Raw genomic sequence first — 23,379 nt, forward strand, 5'->3', positions numbered from 1 at the left:
GCTGCGGGAAGCGATGGCCGGCGTCGAGGTCCGCGACACGCCGACTCACCCCCGCTCGCCTGTCACAGATCGACGCGGAACGCGCGATCTGTGACAGGCGAGCGCGGGGGGGGTGCGGGTCCACACCGCGCGTCCAGCGCCGGACTGCCCCACCGACCCGCAGGCCCCGGGCCCACCGACCCGCAGGCCCCTGCCCCACCGACCCGACCCGCAGGCCCCTGCCCCACGACCCGCACCCCACCGACCCGCACCCCGCCCGGGCGCGCCCGCAACTAGACTGAGCGGGTCCGGCACCCCGATCCCTGGAGCTCAGCCGCGTGACCACTCCCGCCACCGCCTCGCGTCCTGCCGCCGATACCGTCGAGAACGCTCGCGCCACTCCCGAACGTGAGCAGCCGTACGCGGCTCTCGGCCTGAAGCCCGACGAGTACGACCGCATCCGCGAGATCCTCGGCCGCCGCCCCACCAGCGGCGAGCTCGCGATGTACTCCGTCATGTGGAGCGAGCACTGCTCCTACAAGTCGAGCAAGATCTACCTCCGCCAGTTCGGCCAGAAGGTCACCGACGAGATGCGCGAGCGCCTCATGGTCGGCATGGGCCAGAACGCGGGCGTCGTGGATGTGGGCGAGGGCTGGGCGGTCACCTTCAAGGTCGAGTCCCACAACCACCCGAGCTACATCGAGCCCTTCCAGGGCGCTGCCACCGGCGTCGGCGGCATCGTGCGCGACATCATCTCGATGGGCGCGCGCCCGGTCGCCGTCATGGACCAGCTCCGCTTCGGCGCGATCGACAACCCCGACACCGCCCGCGTCGTCCACGGCGTCACGAGCGGCATCTCCTTCTACGGCAACTGCCTGGGCCTGCCCAACATCGGCGGCGAGACCGTCTTCGACAGCGTCTACCAGGGCAACCCGCTCGTGAATGCCCTCGCGGTCGGCGTCCTGCGCCACGAAGACCTCAAGCTCGCCGACGCGACGGGGCCCGGCAACAAGGTCGTCCTCTTCGGCGCCCGCACCGGCGGCGACGGCATCGGCGGCGCCTCGATCCTCGCCTCCGACACCTTCGCCGACGGCGGCCCCACCAAGCGTCCCGCGGTGCAGGTGGGCGACCCGTTCGCCGAGAAGGTGCTCATCGAGTGCTGCCTCGAGCTCTACCGCGACGAGCTCGTCGAAGCCATCCAGGACCTCGGCGCCGCCGGCATCTCCTGCGCCACGAGCGAGCTGGCCGCGAACGGCGGCTCCGGGATGCGGGTCGACCTCGAGAAGGTCCTGCTGCGCGACCCGTCGCTGACTCCCGAGGAGATCCTCATGTCGGAGTCGCAGGAGCGGATGATGGCGATCGTCGCTCCCGAGAAGCTCGACGCCTTCCTCGCCGTCGTCGACAAGTGGGAGGTCGAGACGAGCGTGCTCGGCGAGGTCACCGGCGACGGCCGCCTCTCGATCTTCTGGCACGGCGAGCAGATCGTCGACGTCGACCCCTCGACCGTCGCCGTGGACGGCCCCGTCTACGAGCGCCCCGTCGCCTACCCGACGTGGATCGACGCCCTGCAGGCGGATTCCGCATCCGCTCTGCCGCGTCCGACCGACGCAGCCACGCTGCGCGAGCAGTTCCTGCAGCTGCTCGGCAGCCCCAACCTCGCCGACACGTCGTGGATCACGAACCAGTACGACTACTACGTGCTCGGAAACACCGCGCTGAGCTTCCCCGACGACGCCGGCATGATCCGCGTCGACGAGGAGTCCGGGCTCGGGTTCGCGATCGCCACGGATGCGAACGGGCGCTTCTGCCAGCTCGACCCGTACCAGGGGGCGAAGCTCGCCCTCGCCGAGGCGTACCGCAACGTCGCCGTCACCGGCGCGATCCCCACCGCCGTCACCGACTGCCTCAACTTCGGCAGCCCGGAGAACCCCGAAGTCATGTGGCAGTTCTCGCAGGCCGTCGAGGGCCTCTCCGACGCGTGCCTCGAACTCGGCATCCCGGTGACCGGCGGCAACGTCAGCTTCTACAACCAGACAGGTGACGTCCCGATCCACCCCACCCCCGTGGTGGGCGTCATGGGCATCATCGACGACGTCGCCCGCCGCATCCCCAGCGGGTGGCAGGATGCGGGCGAGAACCTGTACCTGCTGGGTGTGACCGCCAACGAGCTGAGCGGCTCGGCATGGGCCCAGGTCGTGCACGACCACCTCGGCGGTCGCCCGCCGGCGGTCGATCTCGCCGCCGAGAAGCGCCTCGCCCAGCTGCTGCGCGCGGCCGGCGACCAGGGACTCATCTCCAGCGCCCACGACCTCTCGGAGGGCGGCCTCGGACAGGCCCTCGCCGAGGGCGTGATGCGCTTCGGCGTGGGCGCGCGCGTCTGGCTCACCGAGCTCATGGAGCGTGACGGGGTGGATGCCGCATCCGCCCTCTTCTCCGAGTCGACCGGCCGCGTGATCGTCAGCGTGCCCCGCGAGGAGGACGTGAAGTTCCGGGGCCTGTGCGCGGGACGCGACTACCCCGTGCTGCGCATCGGCGTCACGGATGGCGGCGACGGCGAGTCGGTGCTCGAGGTGCAGGACGTGTTCACGCTGTCGGTGTCCGAGCTGCGCGAGCGCTCGCGTGCCACGCTGCCCGCCGCCTTCGGCCCCACGGTGACCGAGGACGCCTGATGCGCGACGACGAGGAGTACGAGGGCTTCGCCGACAAGCGCCAGATGCGCATGAAAGTGGTCGCCTGGGTGGCGATCATCGCGCTGGTGCTCGTGGGCGGCGGCTCGACCGTGCTCGCTCTGCTCTTCGGCTGAGAGCCGGCGCGCGTATCCCTCGGCCGTCCGTCCGGTCGCGCCGTACGATGGGGATGTGGAACCTCTGCTCGAGTTCCTCGCGGTCTGGTGGTGGACCGCCCCCGCTGCAGCGGGCGCCGGCACCGTCGGATACGTGGCGGCGACGACCGGGCGGCGCCGAGCGCGTCGTCTGGCGCTGGATGCGGCCCGTCACCAGGAGCAGCGCGCGGTCCGGGAGCTGCTCAGCGCCCGCGCCCGCACGCGCGCCGCGCAGGCCGAGGTGCAGGCGGCTCGGGCCACCCGCAGCGCCTCCCACTCCGAGGCGCGCCGCGCGCTGAACCAGGCGCGCGAGGCGCAGCGCACCGCGACCCTGCTGCTGCGTGCCGCCCGTACGCGGGTGAAGGCGGAACGCGCCCAGCTGGCGGCCCGCGACGCCGAACTGCCCCTGGCGCGCATCGTGCGCGAGCACGACGCGATCGCCGCGCGCTGGCTCGAGTACGAGACCGACGTGGAACTCGCGATCGCCGTACCGCAGATGAGCGACCCGCACCATCCGGAGACCGCCGCCTACCTTCAGGCGATGCAGCGGGCTCAGTGGCTCCGACCGCCGAGCGGCGCGACGCGGATGGATCCCGCCGATTTCGTGGCCTATGCCGCTGCGGTCCGGGAGTTGAACGAGGCGTTCGCGGCCGCGGAGACCGCCGCCCTGCGTGCTTCCGCCGAGCGGGGACGACGGCGCGAGCAGGTTCCGCCGCGCGAGCGCGCGGCCGCATCCGACACGCCTCGCGTCATCCGCACCGAGCCGGCGCGGCCGGTGCCGGAGGCATCGAAGCCCGCGGTGCGAGCACAGGAGTCGCCGGGGCGCACCGAGCGCGTCGGCCGCGCGGTCTGGCCCGTTCCGCGTCGCTCCGGCGGCACCGGCCGCGACGCGCAGCCCTGAGGCCGAGCGCACGCCTGCCGCGGCGTCGGTGCCGCGACATGTGCACGACCGATCGGGACTCCGGCACCACACCCGCCACAGGAGCACGCAGCAGCACCAGCCGCCGTGCAGACGTCGCAGCCGAGGCGCGCCGGTGGCACGGCGCCCGCCACCGTCAGCGGGTAAGGGTCAGGATCTCGGCACCGGTCTCGGTGATGGCGATCGTGTGCTCGGTGTGGGCGGTGCGGCATCCGGTCGCGCTGCGCAGGGTCCAGCCGTCGTCATCCGTCACGAGCTGATCCGTGTCGACCATGACCCACGGCTCGAGCGCGAGCAGCAGGCCCGGACGCAGCACGAAGCCGCGGCCGGGACGCCCCGCGTTGGGAACGTGGGGATCCTGATGCATCGTCGTGCCGATGCCGTGCCCGCCGAACTCGACATTGACCGAATAGCCGGCCTGCTTGAGCACCGTGCCGATCGCACGCGACAGATCGCCGACCTTGGCGCCGGGCTTCGCCGCGGCGATGCCCGCGGCGAGCGCGCGCTCGGTCGCATCGATCAGCGCGACGCTCTCGGCGGGCCGGCTCTCGCCCACGATGAAACTCACGGCCGCATCCGCGGAGATGCCGTCGAGCGTGACGGCCAGATCGAGGGTCAGCAGGTCGCCGTCGGCGACGCGCTCATCATGCGGCATGCCGTGCAGGACGGCGTCGTTGACGGCGGTGCAGATGTAGTGGCCGAACGGTCCGCGGCCGAACGAGGGCGCGTAGTCGACGTAGCACGACACCGCGCCGGCGTCGAGGATCATCTCCTTCGCCCAGGCGTCGATCTCGAGCAGGTTGGTGCCGGGCACGACGCGCGAGCGGATCGAATCGAGGATCTCGCCGACGAGAGCCCCCGTCCGGCGTGCGCGGTCGACCTCGGCGGGAGTGAAGATCTCGATCATGGCACTCACCATTCTCCACCGTCGCTGACCGGCCTCCATCGTCGGGCTCTCGCTCGACGAGCTCGGATGCGGACGGTTCCTCACCTCGGACACGGTGAACTCCGACCTGGTGACCCACGATCCGCGCACCTCGGCTCCTAACATGGAGAGGTGGAGCACCTCTTCGCGTTCCTCCAGTCCTACTGGTGGCTCGCCTTCCCTCTCATGGGCGTCGCCGGCGGCGCCGCCCGCGCGTGGGAGCGAGGTGCGAAGCGGCGGCACGAGAGGCGACTCGAACTGATCCGGGCGAAGAGCGGCGCGATCGCACCGGTGCCCGCCGAAGCGTTGCCGCAGTCACAGCCGCAGCCGCAGCCGACGGCATCGGCGCTTCACCGCACCCTCGCCGAACACGACGCGACCACGGCGCGCTGGCTCGAGTACGAACTCGACGTCGCGAAGATGATCGCCTATCCCACCATGAGCGACGGGCGGCAGGAGCTCACCGCCGCGTTCCTACGCGCAAAACGGGTCGCGGATCGGATGCGGCCCGCCTCGGCGGACGCCGAGATCAGCGCGGCGGAGCTGACCGCCTACCAGAACGCCGTCACCGACTACGAGGTGGCGTTCGACGTCGCCGAGCGTGAGGCGCGACGCGTGCGGGATGCCGGGTTCACACCCTCCGAGCGCAAGCGCCTCGATACTGCTCAGCAGCTGCTCGCGGTCGCGGTCGACGAGGCGGCGACGCCCGCCGAACGTCAGCTCGCGTATCGCCGGGTGCGAGAAGAACTCGACGGATTGATCTCGCTCTCGGATGCGGCGATCGACGAACTCGAGAGGCGCGTCGCCCTCGAGCTGCCCGCGGCCGCCGCCCAGAACGAGTCGGCGGGTTCGGAAGCCGGTCTCCCGCCATCCGTGCCCGAGTCGGATGAAGAGGGGCACCGACGCGAACCGCCGATGCCCCCAGGCCCCCGCGACGCCCCCCAGCGACACTCACATCCATAACGCAGGCCACGTCTTCTCAGGCACATCGCCTAACGTGGACGCTGTCCAAATATATACCACGTCCACTTTTCACTTCAGGATCCATGCCCGAGTCACTGCGCGCACGCAAGAAGCGCGAAACCGAGAACGCGATCGAGATCGCGGCCGTCGAGCTCGCCCTGGAGCGGGGACACGCCGCAGTGACGGTCGCCGACATCTGCAAGCGCGCCGATGTGTCGCGCAGCACGTTCTTCAACTACATGAGCTCCCGCGAGACCGCCCTCTTCGGACGCTCGCTTCATCTGCTGCCGGCCGACCAGGCTGCCGTCATCATCGAGATGTCGGCCGACGTCCCGCTCACAACGGCCGTCTTCCGCCTGATCATCGCCTCGATCGGCCATGCGCAGATCAACGCCGTCGTCGCGGCGGGACGCAACCGGATGCTGCTGGAGCAGCCCGACACGCAGGCCGCGATCCTCGCGCCCTTCCTGTCGCTGACCACGGAGCTCACCGCTTTCCTCGCGCCGTGGCTCGCGGCGCACCCCGAGCGTCGGCGGCTCGCCGACGATGACACCTCGATCGTGCGCGAGGCGTCGTTGACGGTGCTGGTGACCGTGTCCGCGTTCCAGTCGCTCATCTCCGACACCACGGGCACGGGCGATGTGGAAGCGACCGAGGCGGCGTTCCGCGACTCGGTCCGCAAGCTCGCCCTGCTCGCCGACGAGAGCGCGCGCTGAACACCGGAACGCGCCGCACCCCGAAGGATGCGGCGCGTTCGGCGAAGGGTCGTCAGGACGTCAGCTTGTCGACCCACTCCTGGTTCTGAGTGACCCAGTCGGCCACGGCGGGACCGTAGTCGTCGCCACTGCCGCCCGTGTTGAACATGGCATCCTCCAGCGAGTAGAGGGTGTCGTTGTCCATCCGGAACGAGGAGAGCCATTCGTTCACCTCGGGGAAGTCCTCCGCGAAGGTGGACGAGGTGACGGTGTGGATGCCCTCGGCGTCGCCGAGCAGCCCGTCCGGGTCTTCGAGGTCCTTGATGGGGAATGCGTTGTAGGCCCAGTGCGGGCGCCACAGCGTCACGGCGATGTCCTTGCCAGCATCCGTCGCCGACTTCAGCTCCGTGAGCATGGCCGGCGTCGACGAGGTGACGAAGTCCATGCCCTCGAGCCCGTAGCCCGGGATGACGTCGTTCTGGGTGACGGTCACGAGCCCGGATCCCGCCTCGATCCCGACGAGCCGGTTGCCGAACAGGTCGGCATTGGCAGCGAGCTCTGTCAGCGAGTCGATCGGGGCGTCCTCGTTGACCGCGATGGTGAGCTTGGCCTCGTCGTTCCACGCGCCGAGGTCGACCAGGTCGTCGCCGTAGGTCTTCATGTACTCGGCGTGCGTCAGCGGCAGCCAGGTGTCGAGGGTCAGGTCGTACTCGCCGTTCGCGACACCCGTGTAGGCGGCGGCAGGGTCGGCGTAGACGAGCTCGACGTCGTAGCCCTTCTCCTCCAGCACGTGCTTCCACAGCTCGGATGCGGCGATGCCCTCGTCCCAGCCGTTGAAGACGGCCACGCGGATCTCTCCCTTGCCGTCACCCCCGTCGCCGATGCCGGTGGCATCCACGGCTCCGGTGACCAGCAGCGCGGCGGTGCCCGCGAGGGCGACCCCGGCTGCGATACGTCGACTGATGCTCATGGTGAATCCTCTCTCTGCGGGCGAAGCCCGCCGATGCGATGGTCGCGGACCGGTGTCCGCGCGGTGGATGCGGCGATCAGACGCCGGCGCCCACCGGGGTGCGCTCGGGTGCGGGCGCCGTCTGCGTCTCGGCCGACTCAGCCGACGCGGACGCCGCACGGCGCTGGGGGCGAGCGGTGCGCTCGCGGCGGCGTCCGGGCGCCGCGAAGCCCGCCGTGACGCGGTCGAGGATCATCGCGAGCACGACCACCGAGAGCCCCGCTTCGACGCCGAGCCCGATGTCGATGCGGCTGAGGCTCTGGACCACGGCGCCGCCGAGTCCGCCCGCGCCGACCATTCCGGCGATGACGACCATCGACAGGCTCAGCATGATGACCTGATTGACGCCGGCCATGATGCTCGGCAGGGCCAGCGGGAGCTGGATCTGGCGCAGGATGCGGCCGGGCGTCGATCCGAAGGCGTGCCCCGCCTCGACGACCTCGGCATCGACGCTGCGGATGCCGAGCTCGGTCAGACGCACGCCCGGTGCCATGGCGAAGATGATCGTGGCGACGATGCCGGGGACGGGACCGACGCCGAAGATGAGCATGGCGGGGATGAGGTAGACGAAGGCGGGCATCGTCTGAAGGAAGTCGAGCACGGGGCGAAGCACCGCAGAGACCCGGTCGTTGCGGGCGGCCCAGATACCCAGCGGCACGCTGATGGCGACGGCGAGGACGGCAGCGAGGATGACGAGGGCGAGCGAGTCCATCGCGTTGGACCACTGCCCGATCGACACGATCAGCACGAGACCGAGCGCGCTGCCCACGGCGAGCCACAGGCCCTTCGACCAGTAGGCGAACGCGGCGACGACGATCACGACGGCCCAGAACGGCGGCGTCGACAGCGAGGCGTCGAGCCAGCTGTAGACGGCGGCGAAGACGGCGGAGATCCCGTCGAAGAGCCAGCCGAAGATGTCGATCGCACCGCGCACGATCGACTCGACGACGGAGCCGAGGGGGAGACGGAACATGTCGTTCATCGGGCGGCTCCTTCCGTGCCGGCGAGCGCCGGTTCGCCGACCACCGCCAGCGTCTCGGTGAGCACGGCGGCGGGCACGGATGCGGGCACGTCGATGATCGGGTTCTCCCGCGTGACGGCGGGAACGTTGCCGAGGGCGGCGAGGAGGGTGACGCGGGGGATCACTCCGACGAGGCGCTGACGCTCGTCGACCACGGCGACGGGGTAGGGCGACTCGACCGCGTGCTCGACCACATCCGTCAGCGGGTCATCGGGTGCGACCACCTGCTGCGCGCGCTGCACGATGCGGCGGAGGTCGGTCTCTCCCGCCTTGACCGCGCGGATCACGGCGCGGTCGGTCACGGCGCCGATGTAGCGACGGTTCTCGACGACGGCCACGGCCCCGGCCTGAAGATCGCGCATGACGCGCAGGGCTCCGCGCATCCCGGCCGACACGGGCGTCGTCGCCTGCGGCGGCGCCATGACGGAGGACGCCGTCAGCACGCGCGCGCGGTCGACGTCCTGCACGAACTGGGCGACGTAGTCGTTCGCCGGGTCGGTGAGGATCTCCTCGGGGGTACCGTTCTGCACGATGCGGCCGTCGCGCATGACGGCGATGCGGTCGCCCAGGAACATGGCCTCGTTCAGATCGTGCGTGATGAAGACGATCGTGCGGCCGAGCTCCTGCTGCAGCTCGATCAGCTGCTCCTGCATCTCCCGGCGGATGAGGGGGTCGAGTGCCGAGAAGGCCTCGTCCATGAGCAGGATGTCGGTGCCGGAGGTGAGGGCGCGGGCGAGACCGACGCGCTGACGCATGCCGCCGGAGAGCTCTCCCGGCATCGCGTCGACGCGATCGCCGAGGCCGACCTTGTCGAGGATCTCCCGTGCGCGCTCGCGCCGCTCTTGCGTGCCGACGCCCTGGATCTCCAGTGCGTATGCGGCGTTGTCGAGCACCGTGCGGTGCGGCAGGAGCGCGAAGTGCTGGAACACCATCGAGATCGACGAACGACGGATGCGGCGCAGCTGCGCGGCCGAGGCGGTGGTCACGTTCTGGCCCTGCACCAGCACTTCGCCGGCGCTCGGGGGCAGCAGGCCGTTGAGCATGCGGATGATGGTGGACTTGCCGGAGCCGGAGAGGCCCATGATCACGAAGATCTCGCCAGGGTCGACGGTGAAGCTCGCGTCGATCACCGCGGCGGTGCCGCGGTCCGACACCTCGGCACGGGTCTTGCCCGCGCGCAGCTGCTCGATGACGGACTTGGGATTCTTGCCGAAGACCTTGAACAGGTTTCGGGCCTCGATGGCATGTTCGACACTCACGTGGATTGCACCTCGGCAGTCCGGTGCACAGACTGCATCGGTCACGCCCGGGTGGACGACCACGGGCGGCCGCGTCGGGAGGCGCGTCACGCACGGGCTCCGGGCATAGGACCCGGGCACGGTCGTCGACCGTACGCTCGCCGACGCGCTCCCGAAGGGGCATCAGGCGACCGCGGACTGGTCGTGGGGCCCGGCGACGGGCCTTTTCCAACGTGTCACGCGTTTTCGGGGTTCGCAAGTCGGCTCACGCGGTTGCCGCATCCGATCGATCGCGCTAACGCGCCCGCGTGGTATCACACGCTGCTCTTGCGCGCACATGCGGTGTGATGCGAGCCGGAATGTCTCGCTTGACACAGCCACGCTCGTCGTTGCATGGTTAGTTAGTCAAGTAATGAACCACCGAACGGGGAACCAGTGATCGAAGAGGGCAAACCGCTCTTCCTCCAGATCGCGGAGAGCGTCGAGGACGCGATCGTCGATGGCAGCCTCCGCGAGGAGGACCAGGCGCCGTCGACGAACGAACTCGCCGCGTTCCACCGCATCAATCCGGCCACCGCAGCCAAAGGAGTGAACATGCTCGTCGACAAGGGAGTGCTCTACAAGCGCCGCGGCGTGGGCATGTTCGTCGCCCCCGGCGCCCGCGAGGCGCTGCAGAGCGAGCGCCGCACGGCCTTCGCCGACCGCTTCGTCGAGCCGCTGCTCGCCGAAGCCCGCAGGCTCGGGCTCGGCCCGGACGACATAGCCCACCTCATCGCCGACCGCGCCGCCGGCACCCCGAACGAAGGAGAGAGCAAGTGACCGCCGTGATCGAGGTCAGCGGGCTGACCAAGCGGTACCGCGACACCGTCGCCGTCGACGACGTCAGCTTCCGGATCGAGAAGGACGCCATCTATGGTCTCCTCGGCCGCAACGGAGCGGGCAAGACGACGATCATGTCGATCCTGACCGCGCAGAACTTCGCCACCTCCGGCGAGGTGCGCGTCTTCGGTGAAAACCCGTACGAGAACGCCCACGTGCTCTCGCGCGTCTGCTTCGTCCGCGAGAGTCAGCGCTACCCCGACGACGCCCTTCCCATCCACGCGTTCCGCATCGCCAGGCTCTTCTTCCCGAACTGGGACCAGGAGCTCGCCGAGCGGCTCGTCGCGGACTTCCGTCTGCCGATGAAGACACGCATCAAGAAGCTCTCGCGCGGACAGCTCTCCGCCGTCGGCGTCATCATCGGCATCGCCTCGCGCGCTGAGATCACCTTCTTCGACGAACCGTACCTCGGACTGGATGCGGTCGCCCGCCAGATCTTCTACGACCGCCTGCTCGAGGACTACGCGGAGCACCCCCGCACCATCATCCTGTCGAGCCACCTCATCGATGAGGTCTCGAATCTTCTCGAGAAGGTGATCGTCGTCGAGGGCGGTCGCGTGCTGCTGGACGAGGACACCGAGGCGCTGCGCGAGCGCGCGACGAGTGTCGTCGGCGACGCGGAGGCGGTCGACGCCTTCGTCGCCGGCCGGGAGGTGCTGCACCGCGAGAGCCTCGGCCGCGTCGCATCCGTCACGGTGCTCGGCGCGCTCACCCCGGACGAGCGCGCACGCATGCGGGATGCAGGCCTCGAGCTTGCGCCCGTGTCCCTGCAGCAGCTCGTCGTGCGCCTCACGCAGCGCGTCGAATCCCCCGCTCTCGAGAATGGAGTCGTGCGATGAACCGCATCCTCAAGGTCGTCCGCATGCAACTGACCAACAAGCAGACCTTTGTCTGGGTTCCGCTGATCGTCCTCGGCGGCGCATTCGCCATCAGCCTCGCGATCTACGGCATCCTCTTCAGCGCGGGTGCCACCGGCACGTTCTACGGCGGCGGTGCCCAGGCTCCCCTCTGGTACTTCGCCGTCATCGGCGCGCAGGCGTTGACCATGACGTTCCCGTTCTCGCAGGCGATGAGCGTGACGCGGCGCGAGTTCTTTCTCGGCACGATGCTGACGGCGGTGCTCACCGCCGCCATGCTCGCCGTGATCTTCGTCATCGGCGGGCTCATCGAGACCGCGACCGGGGGTTGGTGGTTCAACGGCTACTTCTTCACCGTCGGTGTCGGCTGGGAGCCGGGACCGGTGCTGGCGGGAGTCTTCTACTTCGCGATCGCCATGCTGTTCTTCGTTTCGGGCTTCTGGGGCGCAACGATCTTCAAGCGCTTCGGCACGTTGTGGCTGGTCGTCACCCTCGTCGGGGTCGCCGCGATCATCGTGCTCGCCCTGTTCGTCGTCACACGCTTGGACGCGTGGCCGTCGGTCATCGACTGGGTCGCATCGATCGGGCTCGGCGGGATCACCCTTCTGATCGCGGGGATCGCCGCGGTGCTGGCCGCGATCGCCTTCCCGACGCTGCGGCGCGCCACACCCTGAGAACGACGGGATGATGGAGAGGGCGCGAGCTCGGCCCGCTACCCGGATCCCGCCGTCGACAAGGAGCACAGCATGAGCGAGTTCGCACGACGCATCGATGCCATCACCATCGACCAGCTGCGATCAACCGGAGCCACCAAGTGGTCGGCGGAGGACGGCACATTGGGCGCGTTCGTCGCGGAGATGGACTTCGGCATCGATCGCAAGATCACCGAGGCGCTGCATCGAGCCGTCGACGCCGGGTCGTTCGGCTACATGCCGCGGGGGATCGCGGCGGATCTCTCCGAGGCGACCGCGGAGTTCGTCGGGCGCCGCTACGGCTGGCAGGTTCCGGCATCGGATGTGTGGGGCGTTCCGGATGTCATCGTCGGTCTCGAACTCGCGATGGAGCACTGCTCGGCTCCGGGCTCCAAGATCATCGTCCCGACGCCCTCGTACATGCCCTTCCTGTTCGTGCCGCCGATGCGGGGGCGTGAGGTCATCGAAGTCCCGCTCGCCGTCCGCGACGGACGCTACGAGTTCGACCTCGATGCCCTCCAGCGCGCGTTCGACGAGGGCGGGAACCTCCTGCTGCTGTGCAACCCGTACAACCCGGTCGGCCGCGTCTTCAGCCGCGAAGAGCTCGTCGCCATCTCCGAGGTCGTCGAACGCAATGGCGGGCGCGTCTTCTCCGACGAGATCTGGGCCCCGCTCGTCTTCAGCGGGTCGACCCATGTCCCGTACGCGTCGGTCTCCGAGGCGGCCGCGCAGCACACGATCACGGCGATGAGCGCGTCCAAGGCCTGGAACCTGCCCGGGCTGAAGTGCGCGCAGCTCGTGATCACGAGCGACGTCGACCGGGAGAAGTGGGCGAAGATCGGCCCGTTCGGCGGCCACGGCACCAGCAACCTCGGCGCCATCGCCAACGCGGTGGCCTACCGCGACGGCGACGACTGGCTCGCCGAGCTCGTGCCGTACCTCGAACGCAATCGCGACACCCTCCAGCACCTCCTCGCAGAAGAGATCCCGGGCGCCTGGATGCCGACGCCCGAGGGAACCTACGTCGGATGGATCGACTTCCGAGAGGCCGGCCTCGGTGACGCACCCGCCGAGTTCTTCCAGCGGGAGGCGTCCGTGCAGCTCACGGAGGGCACCATGTGCGGAACGGCCGGCACCGGCTTCGCGCGGCTCATCTTCGCGACCCCGAAGCCGGTGCTCGAGCACGTCGTGCGTCGGCTCGGCACGTCGCTACACGGGCGTTCGGCGGCGTGAAAGCCGGGGTCGACCGTCCGCGCTGACGAGGATCAGTCGGTGGCGGACGCGGCCGCCTCGTGGTGGCGGATCACTTCGGCGACCACGAAGTTGAACCACTTCTCGGCGAACGCCGGGTCGAGGTCCGCCTGGAGAGCGAGGCTCCGCAGGCGTGCCAGCTGCCGCTCCTCGCGGGCCGGGTCGGAGGGCGGAAGGCCATGCTCCGCCTTCAGGGCTCCGACGGCCTTCGTGCAGCGGAAACGCTCCGCGAGCATGAACGTCAGCGCAGCATCGATGTTGTCGATGCTGGCGCGCAGCCCCTGGAGGGTGGAGATCGGGTCGACGGGCTCGGTCATGGCGTCCTCCTCGCGCTCGACACTACCGCGCGGGCCGCACCCTAGAGTGTGGGCATGACCGATGAATCGGCTGGGTCCGTCGATCCCGCATCCGCCCCGCCCACCGCCACCGGCCTGCGCTGGCGCGCCGTGCACCACCCGTTCGCGCTCGGGTTCTTCGTCACACTCGGGGGCCTGCTCGCGCTGGTGCTCGGACTCGCGGTCTCCAACCTGTCCACAGTGCTCATCTACGTGGCCTTCGCCCTGTTCGCCGCGCTCGGCCTCGATCCCCTCGTGCGCTTCTTCGAGAAGCGCGGCGTCGCACGCGTCTGGGGCATCGTGATCGTGTTCGTCGGCTTCGCGATCGTGCTGGTCGGGGTGCTGCTGCTCATCATCCCCACCGTGGTTCAGCAGATCGCCGAGTTCTTCAACAGCGTGCCCCAGCTGTTCGCAACGTTCCAGCGGAGTGACCTGTACCGCACCCTGCACGACACGTTCGGTACGGCGCTTCCCGACATCCTCACGCACGTGCAGGACTTCCTCACCAACCCGACCAACATCGCCTCGATCAGCGGCGGCGTGCTCAAGGTCGGTGTCTCGATCGTGACGGGGATCTCCGGCGGCATCATCGTCCTGGTGCTGAGCCTGTACTTCACGGCCTCCCTGCCGATGATGAAGAAGTCGCTCCTCTCGCTGGCTCCCGCCTACTCGCGCACCAAGGTCGCCTCCCTGACCGAGGAGATCGCTGAATCCATCGGCGGCTACCTGCGCGGCATGGTCGTGCTCGCCCTGTGCAACGCCATGTTCGTGCTCATCATGTTCCTCGTGCTCGGGCTGCCGTTCCCGCAGCTGTTCGCCGTCGTAGCGTTCTGCGTCACCCTCATTCCGCTCGTCGGAACGGTGCTGTTCTGGGTGATCGGATCGGTGTTCGCCCTGTTCGCGAGCCCGACGGGCGCGCTCGTGTTCGCGATCGCCTATCTCGTGTACATGCAGCTCGAGGCATACCTGCTCACACCCCGCGTCATGAACCGCACGATCTCGATCCCTGGCTCGCTCGTGGTGATCGGAGCACTCGTGGGCGGCACGCTGCTCGGACTGCTCGGAGCGCTGGTCGCGATCCCCGTGACCGCGTCGGTGCTGCTCATCGTGAAGCAGGTCATCATCCCGAAGCAGGATGCGAAGCTGCATCCCGATAGCTGAGCAGCTCTGCGTTTCGACTCTGCGTTTCGACTCGCCTTCGGCTCGCTCAACGACCGGCGGGGAGGCACTCGGTCGTTGAGCGCGTTTCGACTCGCTTCGCTCGCTCAACGACCGGCGGGGGCGGCGAACTGCTCAGCGGATAGGCATCAGGCAGGTCGGGGACGGCACCGCGACGCGAGAGCGCACCCGTCCCGCGATGCCGGTGCGAGGATCCAGCGAGATGGCGGCGACCTCGTCCGAGCGCTGGCCGGCGACCAGCACCGTGTCGCGCGAGACGATGTGGTGACGCGGCCAGTCCACGCCGCTGTCGGCGAGCGCGACGAACTGCAACCGCTCCCCCGCGCCGGTCACCCGCACCGTGGCCAGCGTGTTGCTGCCGCGCACGCCGGCGACGAGGAACGAGCCGTCGGAGGATGCCGCGAGTTCCGCCGCGGTGTCGCCGTCGAGGGTCCCCGCGAGCTGTACGCCACCGACCAGGCGCCAGGCGCCCGACGCATCCGGCGCCAGCACGAAAACCTCGCGCGAGAGTTCCGCCACGACGTAGAGATGGCCGCTCGGATGCCATACGCCGTGGCGCGGGCCGCTGCCGCGGGGCAGCACGACCTCGCCCGCAGCGCGCAGACCATCACCGGACGGGCGCCAGAACCGCACGAGATCGAAACCCATGTCGGTGGTGGCCACGACGCCGCCGGGAAGGAGGATGCTCTGGTGTGCGTGCGGCGTGCGCTCGAGCACCGGCGTCTCGAGCTCAGGTGCGAGCGGTTCCCCCGCCTGAGCCAGATGCGGGATGAGGTGTGCGTACTCCTCCCCCGCCGCGTCCCGCAGGGCGCGGGCGGCCGCTTCGAGGCTGACGTCGGCCGCCTCGGCGACGGCAGTGGACACCGACATTCCCGAACCTGCATACGGGTCGATGGGGGCCGGCGCGAGAGAGGGTGCCGAGGGGCGGCCCGTCGCGTCGAGCGTCATCCGCACGACACGCCCGTCTCCCCAGCAGGTCGCCATAAGCCAGGCGCCGTCAGGTGCGACCGCGATGTGGCAGACGGCCTCGCCCGCCGGGACCGCCGAGCCCAGACGCTCGTAGCGTGACTCTCCGGTGCGACGGAAGGCCTGCACCGCGCCCGCCGACTCGAGAGCCGCATAGATGACATCGAGGGTGGGGTGGCGCGCGACCCACGAGGGCGAGCCCTCGACGGGGGCGACCACGCCGACGAAGGCGAGAGCCGATCCCGCGAGCGACTGATCGGCGGCACCGGCATGCAGCTCGCCGATGCCCTCGCCGATTCCGTCCATCTCGGCGCCGTAGCCGCCGGTGAGCAGCCGCACGTCAGTCGACGAGGTCGTGGCGCACGATGACGGCGTCGCGGGCGGCGCCCACACCGATCACCGAGATGCGGGTGCCGCTGAGCCGCTCGAGAGCGAGCACGTAATCCTGCGCCGTCTGGGGCAGCTCCTCGAACGTGCGCGCGGTCGAGATGTCCTCCGACCAACCCGGCAGGTACTCGAGAATCGGCTTGGCGTGATGGAACTCGGTCTGGTTCACCGGGACCTCGTCGAACCGCACGCCGTCGACGTCGTAGGCGACGCACACGGGGATCTGCTCGAGACCGGTCAGGATGTCGAGCTTCGTGAGCACGAGGTCGGTGATGCCGTTGATGCGCGTGGCGTAGCGGGTGATGGGAGCGTCGTACCAACCGACCCGGCGCGGACGGCCCGTCGTGGTGCCGAACTCGAACCCGCGCGAACGCAGCCACTCGCCCTGCTCGTCGAACAGCTCCGTCGGGAAGGGCCCGGACCCGACGCGCGTCGTGTACGCCTTGACGATGCCGACGATCCGGTCGAGCCGGTTGGGGCCGACACCCGAACCGGTCGCGGCGCCGCCGGCGGTCGCCGACGAGGAGGTGACGAAGGGGTACGTGCCGTGGTCGACGTCGAGCATCGTGGCCTGGCCGCCCTCGAAGACGACGACGTCTCCCGCATCCAGCGCGTCGTTCAGCAGCAGTCCGGTGTCGCAGACCATGGGGCGCAGCCGCTCCGCATACGAGAGCAGGTCCTCCACGATCTCGTCGACCGTGATGGCACGGCGGTTGAAGACCTTCACGAGCAGGTGGTTCTTCTGGTCGAGGGCGCCCTCGACCTTCTGACGCAGGATGTTCTCGTCGAACAGATCCTGGATGCGGATGCCGACGCGGTTGATCTTGTCGGCGTAGGCGGGACCGATCCCGCGCCCGGTGGTGCCGATCTGACGCTTGCCGAGGAAGCGCTCGGTGACCTTGTCGAGCGTGCGGTGGTACTGCGTGATCACGTGAGCGTTGGCACTGACCCGCAGACGCGACGTGTCGACGCCGCGCGCCTGGAGAGCCTCGAGCTCGTAGAAGAGCACCTCGAGGTCGACGACGACACCGTTGCCGATGACGGCGTTCACACCGGGCGAGAGGATGCCGGAGGGCAGCAGGTGCAGGGCGTACTTCTCGTCGCCGATCACCACCGTGTGCCCGGCGTTGTTGCCGCCGTTGAACTTGACGACCCAGTCGGTGCGAGAGCCGAGCAGATCGGTGGCCTTGCCCTTGCCCTCGTCGCCCCACTGGACGCCGACGATCACGATGCCTGGCATGGGTGGCTCCCTCGAATCGGGTGGCTGATGGCGGCGCCTGACGGCACCGGAAGACGCGTACCCGTCGAACGGGAGGTCTTCGGGCAGTCTATCGAGCCGGTCTCGCGCGAGTGCGCGGGGAATATCCCGATCGCCCGGCGCATTGCCTTCCGTGACGCCCGATTGGGCGCTACGCCCCCGAGTTCCGAGAATGGACGCATCATGTCCGCCCGTGAAGACCACGCCCGCTGGCACGCCGCGCGCGAGCGCGCCGTCGCCGGCCCCACCGGCAACCTCGCCCTCGTCGAGACGCGCTGGACCGGCGCCCGCACCGATCTCGGCGCCGCACAGGCCTCGGCCGCGCCCACGGTGCAGGTGACCGAGATCGAGCGCACCGACATCGACACCGGCGAGCCGCAGCACGGTCTGCGGTTCTGGGATGCGGCGTCTCCCGCCATCGGCGCGTTCGAGCGCATCGACACCTACGAGTACGACCCGGCCTGGGTCATCGACGGCACGTTCCGCCCGGTGGAGGCCTCGCGCACCGTCCCCTTCGAGCACATCCGCGACAACGGCGGCACCCGCGATCTCATCGTCCCCGGCGACATCACCGCGACGATCGGCGGAGTGGAGCGCACGCTCGCCGCCTTCGACGACGGTGGCAAGCTGCTGCTCGTGTTCGGCGACACCACGAACGGCGTCGAGACCTACGGGCCCGGACGCTTCCTTTTCGTGCAGCACGTCGAGGGTGACCCGCACGCCGTCGTGCTCGACTTCAACCGCGCCTTCGTGCCGCCGTGCGGCTTCTCAGCGCAGTACAACTGCCCGCTTCCTCCCGCATCCAACCGCTTCGAGGTTCCGGTGCGCGCGGGCGAGAAGTCCGTCGTCTTCCGCGACGGCTTCGACATCTACGCCGCCTGACGCGGCGCCGCACAGCCTCCCGACCACATCCACAGCACCCTGGAGTATCCCCGCATGAGAAGACCTCTGCTCGCCGTGACGGCGGCCGCTGCCGCAGTCCTGCTGCTGGCCGGCTGCGCCGCCGGTTCCAGCACGGCCGAGAACGCCGACGACGCCACGATCGTGATCGGCTCGCTGTACGAGCCGCAGAACCTCAGCAACACCCAGGGCGGCGGCCAGGGCGTAACCGAGGCCTTCAACGGCAACGTCTACGAGGGGCTCTACAAGCTGACCGACGACGGCGAGGTCGAGCCGCTGCTCGCCGAGGGCGAAGAGGTCAGCGACGACGGCCTGACCTACACGATCACACTGCGCGACGGCGTCGAGTTCCACTCCGGCAAGAAGCTCACCTCCGCCGATGTCAAGGCCAGCGTCGAGGCGGTCCTCGCCGACGACTCGAAGTCGGCCCGCAAGTCGAGCTTCGGCCCTATCGCGGAGATCGCCACCCCCGACGACAACACGGTCGTGTTCACCCTCTCGCAGCGTTCGATCTCGTTCCTCTACAACCTGAGCTACGTGTGGATCGTCAACACCGAGGCGGGCGATCTGACCAAGACCGAGGACGGCACCGGCCCGTACACGCTCGACGAGTGGAAGCAGGGCAGCACGCTGACCCTGAAGCGCTTCGACGACTACTGGGGCGACCCCGCGAAGAACGCAGAGGTCGTGTTCACGTACTTCACCGACGCGACGGCCGAGAACAACGCGCTGCTGACCGGCGAGATCGACCTCATCACCAGCATCCAGGGCCCCGACCAGCTGGCACAGTTCGACGGCAACAGCGACTACGTCGTGAGCGAGGGCACCTCGACCACGAAGGAGCTGCTCGCCTTCAACGATCGCGTGGCGCCGTTCGACAACGTCGACGTGCGCAAGGCCGTCTACTCGGCCATCGACACGAAGAAGCTGCTGAGCTCGATCTGGGGCGACTACGGCACCCTCATCGGCTCGATGGTTCCGCCCACCGACCCCTGGTACGAGGACCTCACGGGCGTGAAACCCTACGACCCGGCACTGTCGAAGAGCCTGCTGGCGCAGGCCGGCTACGCCGACGGGTTCACGTTCACCCTCGACACCCCGAGCTACGACCCGCACCCCGCCGTGGCGGAGTTCCTCCAGTCGCAGCTGGCCGAGGTCGGGATCACGGTGGAGATCAACACGATCAGCGCCGACGAGTGGTATACGAAGGTCTTCAAGGACCGCGACTTCACTGCCACCCTGCAGGAGCACGTGAACGACCGCGACGTGGTCTGGTACGGCAACCCCGACTTCTACTGGGGCTACAACAACCCGCAGGTGACCCAGTGGGTGTCCGAGGCCGAGCAGGCCACCACGGTCGACGAGCAGACCTCGCTGCTCAAGCAGGTCAATGAGCAGATCGCGGCGGATGCGGCTAGCGTGTGGCTGTACCTCTACCCGCAGATCGTCGTCGCCTCCAGCGACGTCAGCGGGTACCCGGTCAACGGCTTGAACTCTCAGTTCTTCGCCTACGACATCGTCAAGTCCTGATCCACGGATGATGCCGCCGACCGACCGGGTCGGCGGCATCATCCATTCCCGGTGAACCCCATGGTCGTCTATCTGCTGCGTCGGGCCGCGTTCCTCGCGGTCTCCCTCGTCGTCGCCATGGTCGTCATCTTCATCCTGCTGCGACTGCTGCCGGGCGACCCCGCGAACGCCCTGCTCTCGGTGGATGCGACCCCGGAGCAGATCGCGGCGGCGCGCGCGCAGGTCGGCTCCGATCAACCGCTCATCCAGCAGTTCGCGACCTGGGCCGCGCAGCTGCTGCGCTTCGACCTCGGCGAGTCGTACATCTCCTCGCGGTCCGTCGGCGACGAGGTCGCGGCGCGCCTCGCGATCACGCTCCCGCTCACCCTGCTCGCCTTCGGCCTCGCCCTCGTCGTCTCGCTCATCGTGGGCATCACCGCCGCGGTGAAGGCCGACCGGTGGTACGGCATCCTCCTGTCGGGCTTCGCACAGCTCGGTGTCGCGGTTCCCGTCTTCTGGGTCGGCGTCATCCTGGTGTGGATCTTCGCGCTCCAACTGGGTCTGCTCCCCTCGGGCGGGTTCCCCCGCCACGACTGGGAGGATCCGGCCGACGCGCTGCGCTCACTGACCCTGCCCGTCATCACGATCGCGATCGTGATGAGCGCGTCACTCAGCCGCTATGTGCGCGCCGCGACCCTCGACGTGCTCGGCAGCGACTACCTGCGCACCGCCCGGGCGGGCGGCGCCTCGCGCGCCGAGGCGCTTGTGCGTCACGGGGTGCGAAACGGCGCCGTGCCGGTGGTCGCCGTGCTCGGTATCGAGCTGTCGACGACGCTGCTGGGCGCGGTGGTGGTCGAGAGCGTGTTCACGCTGCCCGGGCTCGGCAGCATGCTGCTCACCGGCATCGAGCAGCACGACTTCGCCAACATCCAGGGAGTCCTCGTGGTCAGCACACTGTTCGTGCTGCTCGTCGGCTTCGCCGCCGACGTGGTGCAGCGTCTGATCGACCCGCGCCTGCGCACGAGCGTCTCGGGAAACCGATGAGCGGGGCGGCTCTGAAGGCGCAGACGGATGCGGTCGCCACCGCATCCGTCCGGCGGCGCCGCCCCCACGCGACGCTGATCATCGGGATCGTGCTGGTGGGACTCGTCGTGCTCACCGCGGTCGTCTCCCTCGTCTGGCTGCCCTACCCGCTCAGCGACATCAGCGGCGACCGACTCGAACCGCCCAGTGCCGCGCATCTGCTCGGCACCGACCGCCTCGGGCGCGACCTGCTGAGCCAGCTCATGGTGGGCTCCCGCATCGCCCTGACGGTCGGGGCGGGCGCGGTGCTGATCGCCGCCGTCATCGGGATCTCGGTGGGGCTTGTGGCCGCGTTCGCCCGGCCATGGCTCGACGACACGCTCTCGGCCGCTCTCGACGTGGTGATCGCGTTCCCCGTGCTGCTGCTCGCGATGCTCGTGGTCGCCGTGCAGGGTCCGTCGCTGTTCTCGGCGATCCTCGCGATCGGGCTGGCGATGTCGGCCGTGGTCGCCCGATTGACCCGCATCCTGGCGCGACGCGTACTCGGCGAGCAGTACGTGATCGCCGCCCGCACGAGCGGCACGCGCCTGGGCGGCATCATCCGGCAGCACGTGCTGCCCAACATCGCGCCCACGCTCGTGGTGAGCCTCGCGCTGCAGTTCGGCATCGCGGTGCTCGCGGAGGCGAGCCTGTCGTACCTCGGCCTCGGCGCCCCGCCGCCCAACGCCTCCTGGGGACGCATGCTGCAGGAGGCGCAGGGAACCGTGCTGACAGCGCCCGTCGGCGCCATCGCCCCCGGCATCGCCATCGTGGCACTGGTGCTGGGCATCAACTTCCTCGCCGACGGCCTGCGTGAGTGGACCGATCCGACCCGGAGGAGGTCGCGATGAGCCTTCTCTCGGTGAACGGACTCTCGGTGCGCGCCGGAGGCGCCATGCCCGTGCGAGACATCTCGTTCGAGGTCGCACCCGGCGAGCGCGTCGGCGTGATCGGCGAGTCCGGATCCGGCAAGTCGCTCACCGCGCTCGCGGTGCTGGGCCTGCTGCCGCCGGCACTGGCCGCATCCGGGTCGATCCGGCTCGACGACCGAGAGGTCATCGGCGCGCGGGATGCGGACCTGCGGCCGCTTCGGGGACCTGTCGCACAGATCGTGTTCCAGGAGCCGCTGACCGCCCTCGATCCGCTGATGCGGGTGGGCAATCAGATCGCCGAGCCTCTCCGGCGCTGGCAAGGGCTCCGCGGCGCACAGCTGCGCGACGCGGTCGCCGCGGCGCTGGCGGAGGTGGCCCTGCCCGACACCCGCATCTCCCGCGCCTATCCGCACGAGCTGTCGGGCGGACAGCGCCAGCGCGTCGCGATCGCCATCGCGCTGGCGGCGCACCCGCGGCTGCTGATCGCGGACGAGCCGACCACGGCGCTGGACGTCACCGTGCAGGACGGCGTGCTCGCGCTGCTCGAGCGGCTCGTCGACGAACGAGGCATGGCGCTGCTGTTCATCAGTCACGACCTCGCGGTGATCTCCCGTATGGCCGAGCGCGTGATCGTGCTGCGCCAGGGCGCGATGATCGAGCAGGGAACGGTCGCCTCGGTGCTCACGGAGCCCGCGCACCCGTACACCGCGCAGCTGATCGGCAGCGCACGCATCCTCGACGCTGCGCTCGATGCGGGTGCGCGGGACGACGGGAGTACGCGATGAGTGTGCTGGAGCTTCGCGCGGCGGGGTTCGCCTACGGGTCGCAGACCGTGCTCGAAGATGTGTCGCTCGCGGTCGGCGCCGGCGAGTCCGTGGGCCTCGTCGGCGAGTCGGGTGCGGGCAAGTCCACGATCCTCCGGCTGCTGCTGGGGCTCGCGCGGCCCCGCGACGGGGAGGTGCGATTCGACGGCGCGCCCCTGGCGCTGCGCGATCGGGCGCTCATGCGCCGGTTCCGCGCGAGCGTGCAGCCCGTCTTCCAGGATCCGTACTCGTCGCTCGATCCCCGCCAGCGCATCGATCGGATCGTCGGCGAGCCGCTGCGCTCTCTCGGCCTCGCCTCGGGAGCGGATGCGGCGGCCCGCGTCGCCGAGGCGGTCGCCGCCGTGGGGCTCTCCCCGGACACCCTCCAGCGCTACCCGCACGAGTTCTCCGGCGGTCAGCGTCAGCGCATCGCGATCGCCCGAGCGATCGTGTCGCGCCCGCGCGTGCTCCTCGCCGACGAGCCGGTGAGCGCGCTCGATGTGACGACGCGCGTTCAGGTCATCGAGCTGCTCGCACGCCTGCGTGACGACACGGGCCTCGCGCTCGTCATGGTGTCGCACGATCTCGGCGCGGTCGCCGCCCTGTGCGAGCGGACCGTGGTGCTGCAGCACGGCCGCGTCGTGGAGGAGGCGCCGACCGCCCGCATCCTCACCGCCGCCGAAACCCCCTACGCCCGCGAGCTGGTCGCCGCCGTCCCCCGCCTCCCCCGCTGACCCGTCCCGCCCCCGCTGGCCGCCGCGCTCCGGCCCGGGTGTGTGCCCGAGTTGCGTCGCAGTTGCGCAACCGCCACACCTTTACGCAAGTGCGCCTGAAAACGACTGTCGCGGTTGCGTAGAAG

23 protein-coding genes are annotated in these 23,379 nt (G+C 69.6%); 16 read left to right on the forward strand and 7 right to left on the reverse strand.

What is annotated here, in order from left to right:
• Nucleotides 1-317 precede the first annotated feature (317 nt).
• The 3 genes from purL to PQV94_RS15705 are packed head-to-tail and all read left to right on the forward strand — an operon-like array spanning nucleotide 318 to nucleotide 3,701.
• The gene (gene purL, locus PQV94_RS15695; RefSeq protein ID WP_274286695.1) at nucleotides 318-2,648 is read left to right on the forward strand and encodes a phosphoribosylformylglycinamidine synthase subunit PurL; all 2,331 of its coding nucleotides are present in this window, start codon (nucleotides 318-320) and stop codon (nucleotides 2,646-2,648) included.
• Nucleotides 2,648-2,782 carry a hypothetical protein gene (locus PQV94_RS15700; RefSeq protein ID WP_274286696.1) on the forward strand — a complete coding sequence of 45 codons (135 nt, stop codon included), beginning with the start codon at nucleotides 2,648-2,650 and terminating at the stop codon, nucleotides 2,780-2,782. The genes purL and PQV94_RS15700 overlap by 1 nt, the downstream gene beginning before the upstream one ends.
• A 55-nt stretch (nucleotides 2,783-2,837) precedes the next feature.
• A complete protein-coding gene (locus tag PQV94_RS15705) occupies nucleotides 2,838-3,701 on the forward strand; it encodes a hypothetical protein (RefSeq protein WP_274286697.1) in 864 nt (287 codons plus the stop codon).
• 154 nt (nucleotides 3,702-3,855) lie between these two features.
• On the opposite strand, the gene map is transcribed toward PQV94_RS15705, so the two are convergent.
• Complete coding sequence (gene map, locus PQV94_RS15710; RefSeq protein WP_274286698.1) at nucleotides 3,856-4,626, reverse strand: type I methionyl aminopeptidase; 771 nt, start codon at nucleotides 4,624-4,626, stop codon at nucleotides 3,856-3,858.
• A 150-nt stretch (nucleotides 4,627-4,776) separates the two neighbouring features.
• Here map and PQV94_RS15715 point away from each other — a divergent pair, with 150 nt between their 5' ends.
• On the forward strand, nucleotides 4,777-5,607 hold the full coding sequence (locus PQV94_RS15715) for a hypothetical protein (protein ID WP_274286699.1): 831 nt from the start codon (nucleotides 4,777-4,779) through the stop codon (nucleotides 5,605-5,607).
• 83 nt (nucleotides 5,608-5,690) lie between these two features.
• Nucleotides 5,691-6,323, forward strand: coding sequence for a TetR/AcrR family transcriptional regulator (locus PQV94_RS15720; protein WP_274286700.1), 633 nt, complete (start codon nucleotides 5,691-5,693; stop codon nucleotides 6,321-6,323).
• Nucleotides 6,324-6,375: 52 nt separating this feature from the next.
• On the opposite strand, the gene PQV94_RS15725 is transcribed toward PQV94_RS15720, so the two are convergent.
• From PQV94_RS15725 to PQV94_RS15735, 3 genes are all read right to left on the reverse strand, one after another.
• Nucleotides 6,376-7,272 carry a glycine betaine ABC transporter substrate-binding protein gene (locus PQV94_RS15725; RefSeq protein WP_274286701.1) on the reverse strand — a complete coding sequence of 299 codons (897 nt, stop codon included), beginning with the start codon at nucleotides 7,270-7,272 and terminating at the stop codon, nucleotides 6,376-6,378.
• Nucleotides 7,273-7,348: 76 nt separating this feature from the next.
• Nucleotides 7,349-8,293, reverse strand: coding sequence for an ABC transporter permease (locus tag PQV94_RS15730; RefSeq protein ID WP_274286702.1), 945 nt, complete (start codon nucleotides 8,291-8,293; stop codon nucleotides 7,349-7,351).
• On the reverse strand, nucleotides 8,290-9,591 hold the full coding sequence (locus PQV94_RS15735; RefSeq protein ID WP_274286703.1) for a quaternary amine ABC transporter ATP-binding protein: 1,302 nt from the start codon (nucleotides 9,589-9,591) through the stop codon (nucleotides 8,290-8,292). The genes PQV94_RS15730 and PQV94_RS15735 overlap by 4 nt, the downstream gene beginning before the upstream one ends.
• A gap of 414 nt (nucleotides 9,592-10,005) precedes the next feature.
• Here PQV94_RS15735 and PQV94_RS15740 point away from each other — a divergent pair, with 414 nt between their 5' ends.
• The 4 genes from PQV94_RS15740 (at nucleotide 10,006) to PQV94_RS15755 (ending at nucleotide 13,231) form a co-directional block, all read left to right on the forward strand.
• Nucleotides 10,006-10,389 (forward strand): GntR family transcriptional regulator, encoded by a 384-nt coding sequence (locus tag PQV94_RS15740; RefSeq protein WP_274286704.1) that lies wholly within the window; start codon nucleotides 10,006-10,008, stop codon nucleotides 10,387-10,389.
• Nucleotides 10,386-11,288 (forward strand): ABC transporter ATP-binding protein, encoded by a 903-nt coding sequence (locus tag PQV94_RS15745; protein WP_274286705.1) that lies wholly within the window; start codon nucleotides 10,386-10,388, stop codon nucleotides 11,286-11,288. The genes PQV94_RS15740 and PQV94_RS15745 overlap by 4 nt, the downstream gene beginning before the upstream one ends.
• On the forward strand, nucleotides 11,285-11,980 hold the full coding sequence (locus PQV94_RS15750; RefSeq protein WP_274286706.1) for a hypothetical protein: 696 nt from the start codon (nucleotides 11,285-11,287) through the stop codon (nucleotides 11,978-11,980). Before PQV94_RS15745 ends, PQV94_RS15750 begins: the two co-directional genes overlap by 4 nt.
• A 72-nt stretch (nucleotides 11,981-12,052) precedes the next feature.
• A complete protein-coding gene (locus PQV94_RS15755; RefSeq protein ID WP_274286707.1) occupies nucleotides 12,053-13,231 on the forward strand; it encodes a MalY/PatB family protein in 1,179 nt (392 codons plus the stop codon).
• A gap of 32 nt (nucleotides 13,232-13,263) precedes the next feature.
• On the opposite strand, the gene PQV94_RS15760 is transcribed toward PQV94_RS15755, so the two are convergent.
• Nucleotides 13,264-13,566 (reverse strand): chorismate mutase, encoded by a 303-nt coding sequence (locus tag PQV94_RS15760; RefSeq protein ID WP_234074159.1) that lies wholly within the window; start codon nucleotides 13,564-13,566, stop codon nucleotides 13,264-13,266.
• Between the two features lie 54 nt (nucleotides 13,567-13,620).
• On the opposite strand from PQV94_RS15760, the gene PQV94_RS15765 reads away from it, so the two are divergent.
• Nucleotides 13,621-14,745: an AI-2E family transporter gene (locus tag PQV94_RS15765; protein ID WP_274286708.1), complete on the forward strand. Its 1,125-nt coding sequence runs from the start codon at nucleotides 13,621-13,623 to the stop codon at nucleotides 14,743-14,745.
• A gap of 132 nt (nucleotides 14,746-14,877) precedes the next feature.
• On the opposite strand, the gene PQV94_RS15770 is transcribed toward PQV94_RS15765, so the two are convergent.
• On the reverse strand, nucleotides 14,878-16,068 hold the full coding sequence (locus tag PQV94_RS15770) for a lactonase family protein (RefSeq protein WP_274286709.1): 1,191 nt from the start codon (nucleotides 16,066-16,068) through the stop codon (nucleotides 14,878-14,880).
• Between the two features lies 1 nt (nucleotide 16,069).
• Entirely contained in the window at nucleotides 16,070-17,356 is a 1,287-nt protein-coding gene (locus PQV94_RS15775) for an adenylosuccinate synthase (RefSeq protein ID WP_137418441.1), read from the reverse strand.
• Nucleotides 17,357-17,557: 201 nt separating this feature from the next.
• On the opposite strand from PQV94_RS15775, the gene PQV94_RS15780 reads away from it, so the two are divergent.
• From PQV94_RS15780 to PQV94_RS15805, 6 genes are read left to right on the forward strand one after another with little or no spacing between them, the layout of a single operon-like run.
• Nucleotides 17,558-18,256 (forward strand): DUF1684 domain-containing protein, encoded by a 699-nt coding sequence (locus tag PQV94_RS15780; RefSeq protein ID WP_274286710.1) that lies wholly within the window; start codon nucleotides 17,558-17,560, stop codon nucleotides 18,254-18,256.
• 54 nt (nucleotides 18,257-18,310) lie between these two features.
• Complete coding sequence (locus tag PQV94_RS15785; RefSeq protein WP_274286711.1) at nucleotides 18,311-19,804, forward strand: ABC transporter substrate-binding protein; 1,494 nt, start codon at nucleotides 18,311-18,313, stop codon at nucleotides 19,802-19,804.
• A gap of 60 nt (nucleotides 19,805-19,864) precedes the next feature.
• Nucleotides 19,865-20,827 carry an ABC transporter permease gene (locus tag PQV94_RS15790; RefSeq protein ID WP_274288300.1) on the forward strand — a complete coding sequence of 321 codons (963 nt, stop codon included), beginning with the start codon at nucleotides 19,865-19,867 and terminating at the stop codon, nucleotides 20,825-20,827.
• Nucleotides 20,824-21,696 (forward strand): ABC transporter permease, encoded by an 873-nt coding sequence (locus PQV94_RS15795; RefSeq protein ID WP_274286712.1) that lies wholly within the window; start codon nucleotides 20,824-20,826, stop codon nucleotides 21,694-21,696. Before PQV94_RS15790 ends, PQV94_RS15795 begins: the two co-directional genes overlap by 4 nt.
• The gene (locus PQV94_RS15800) at nucleotides 21,693-22,502 is read left to right on the forward strand and encodes an ATP-binding cassette domain-containing protein (protein ID WP_274286713.1); all 810 of its coding nucleotides are present in this window, start codon (nucleotides 21,693-21,695) and stop codon (nucleotides 22,500-22,502) included. Before PQV94_RS15795 ends, PQV94_RS15800 begins: the two co-directional genes overlap by 4 nt.
• A complete protein-coding gene (locus PQV94_RS15805) occupies nucleotides 22,499-23,254 on the forward strand; it encodes an ABC transporter ATP-binding protein (RefSeq protein ID WP_274286714.1) in 756 nt (251 codons plus the stop codon). The genes PQV94_RS15800 and PQV94_RS15805 overlap by 4 nt, the downstream gene beginning before the upstream one ends.
• Nucleotides 23,255-23,379: the final 125 nt, after the last annotated feature.

This window comes from Microbacterium sp. Clip185, assembly GCF_028743715.1.
Classification (GTDB): domain Bacteria; phylum Actinomycetota; class Actinomycetes; order Actinomycetales; family Microbacteriaceae; genus Microbacterium.

Coding starts and splice junctions, on each gene's coding strand:
- PQV94_RS15805 (WP_274286714.1), top strand. CDS start 22,499: ATGAGTGTGCTGGAGCTTCGCGCGGCGGGGTTCGCCTACGGGTCGCAG.
- PQV94_RS15790 (WP_274288300.1), top strand. CDS start 19,865: ATGGTCGTCTATCTGCTGCGTCGGGCCGCGTTCCTCGCGGTCTCCCTC.
- PQV94_RS15775 (WP_137418441.1), bottom strand. CDS start 17,356: ATGCCAGGCATCGTGATCGTCGGCGTCCAGTGGGGCGACGAGGGCAAG.
- PQV94_RS15800 (WP_274286713.1), top strand. CDS start 21,693: ATGAGCCTTCTCTCGGTGAACGGACTCTCGGTGCGCGCCGGAGGCGCC.
- PQV94_RS15780 (WP_274286710.1), top strand. CDS start 17,558: ATGTCCGCCCGTGAAGACCACGCCCGCTGGCACGCCGCGCGCGAGCGC.
- PQV94_RS15725 (WP_274286701.1), bottom strand. CDS start 7,272: ATGAGCATCAGTCGACGTATCGCAGCCGGGGTCGCCCTCGCGGGCACC.
- PQV94_RS15755 (WP_274286707.1), top strand. CDS start 12,053: ATGAGCGAGTTCGCACGACGCATCGATGCCATCACCATCGACCAGCTG.
- PQV94_RS15700 (WP_274286696.1), top strand. CDS start 2,648: ATGCGCGACGACGAGGAGTACGAGGGCTTCGCCGACAAGCGCCAGATG.
- PQV94_RS15765 (WP_274286708.1), top strand. CDS start 13,621: ATGACCGATGAATCGGCTGGGTCCGTCGATCCCGCATCCGCCCCGCCC.
- PQV94_RS15795 (WP_274286712.1), top strand. CDS start 20,824: ATGAGCGGGGCGGCTCTGAAGGCGCAGACGGATGCGGTCGCCACCGCA.
- map (WP_274286698.1), bottom strand. CDS start 4,626: ATGATCGAGATCTTCACTCCCGCCGAGGTCGACCGCGCACGCCGGACG.
- PQV94_RS15760 (WP_234074159.1), bottom strand. CDS start 13,566: ATGACCGAGCCCGTCGACCCGATCTCCACCCTCCAGGGGCTGCGCGCC.
- PQV94_RS15730 (WP_274286702.1), bottom strand. CDS start 8,293: ATGAACGACATGTTCCGTCTCCCCCTCGGCTCCGTCGTCGAGTCGATC.
- PQV94_RS15720 (WP_274286700.1), top strand. CDS start 5,691: ATGCCCGAGTCACTGCGCGCACGCAAGAAGCGCGAAACCGAGAACGCG.
- PQV94_RS15785 (WP_274286711.1), top strand. CDS start 18,311: ATGAGAAGACCTCTGCTCGCCGTGACGGCGGCCGCTGCCGCAGTCCTG.
- PQV94_RS15750 (WP_274286706.1), top strand. CDS start 11,285: ATGAACCGCATCCTCAAGGTCGTCCGCATGCAACTGACCAACAAGCAG.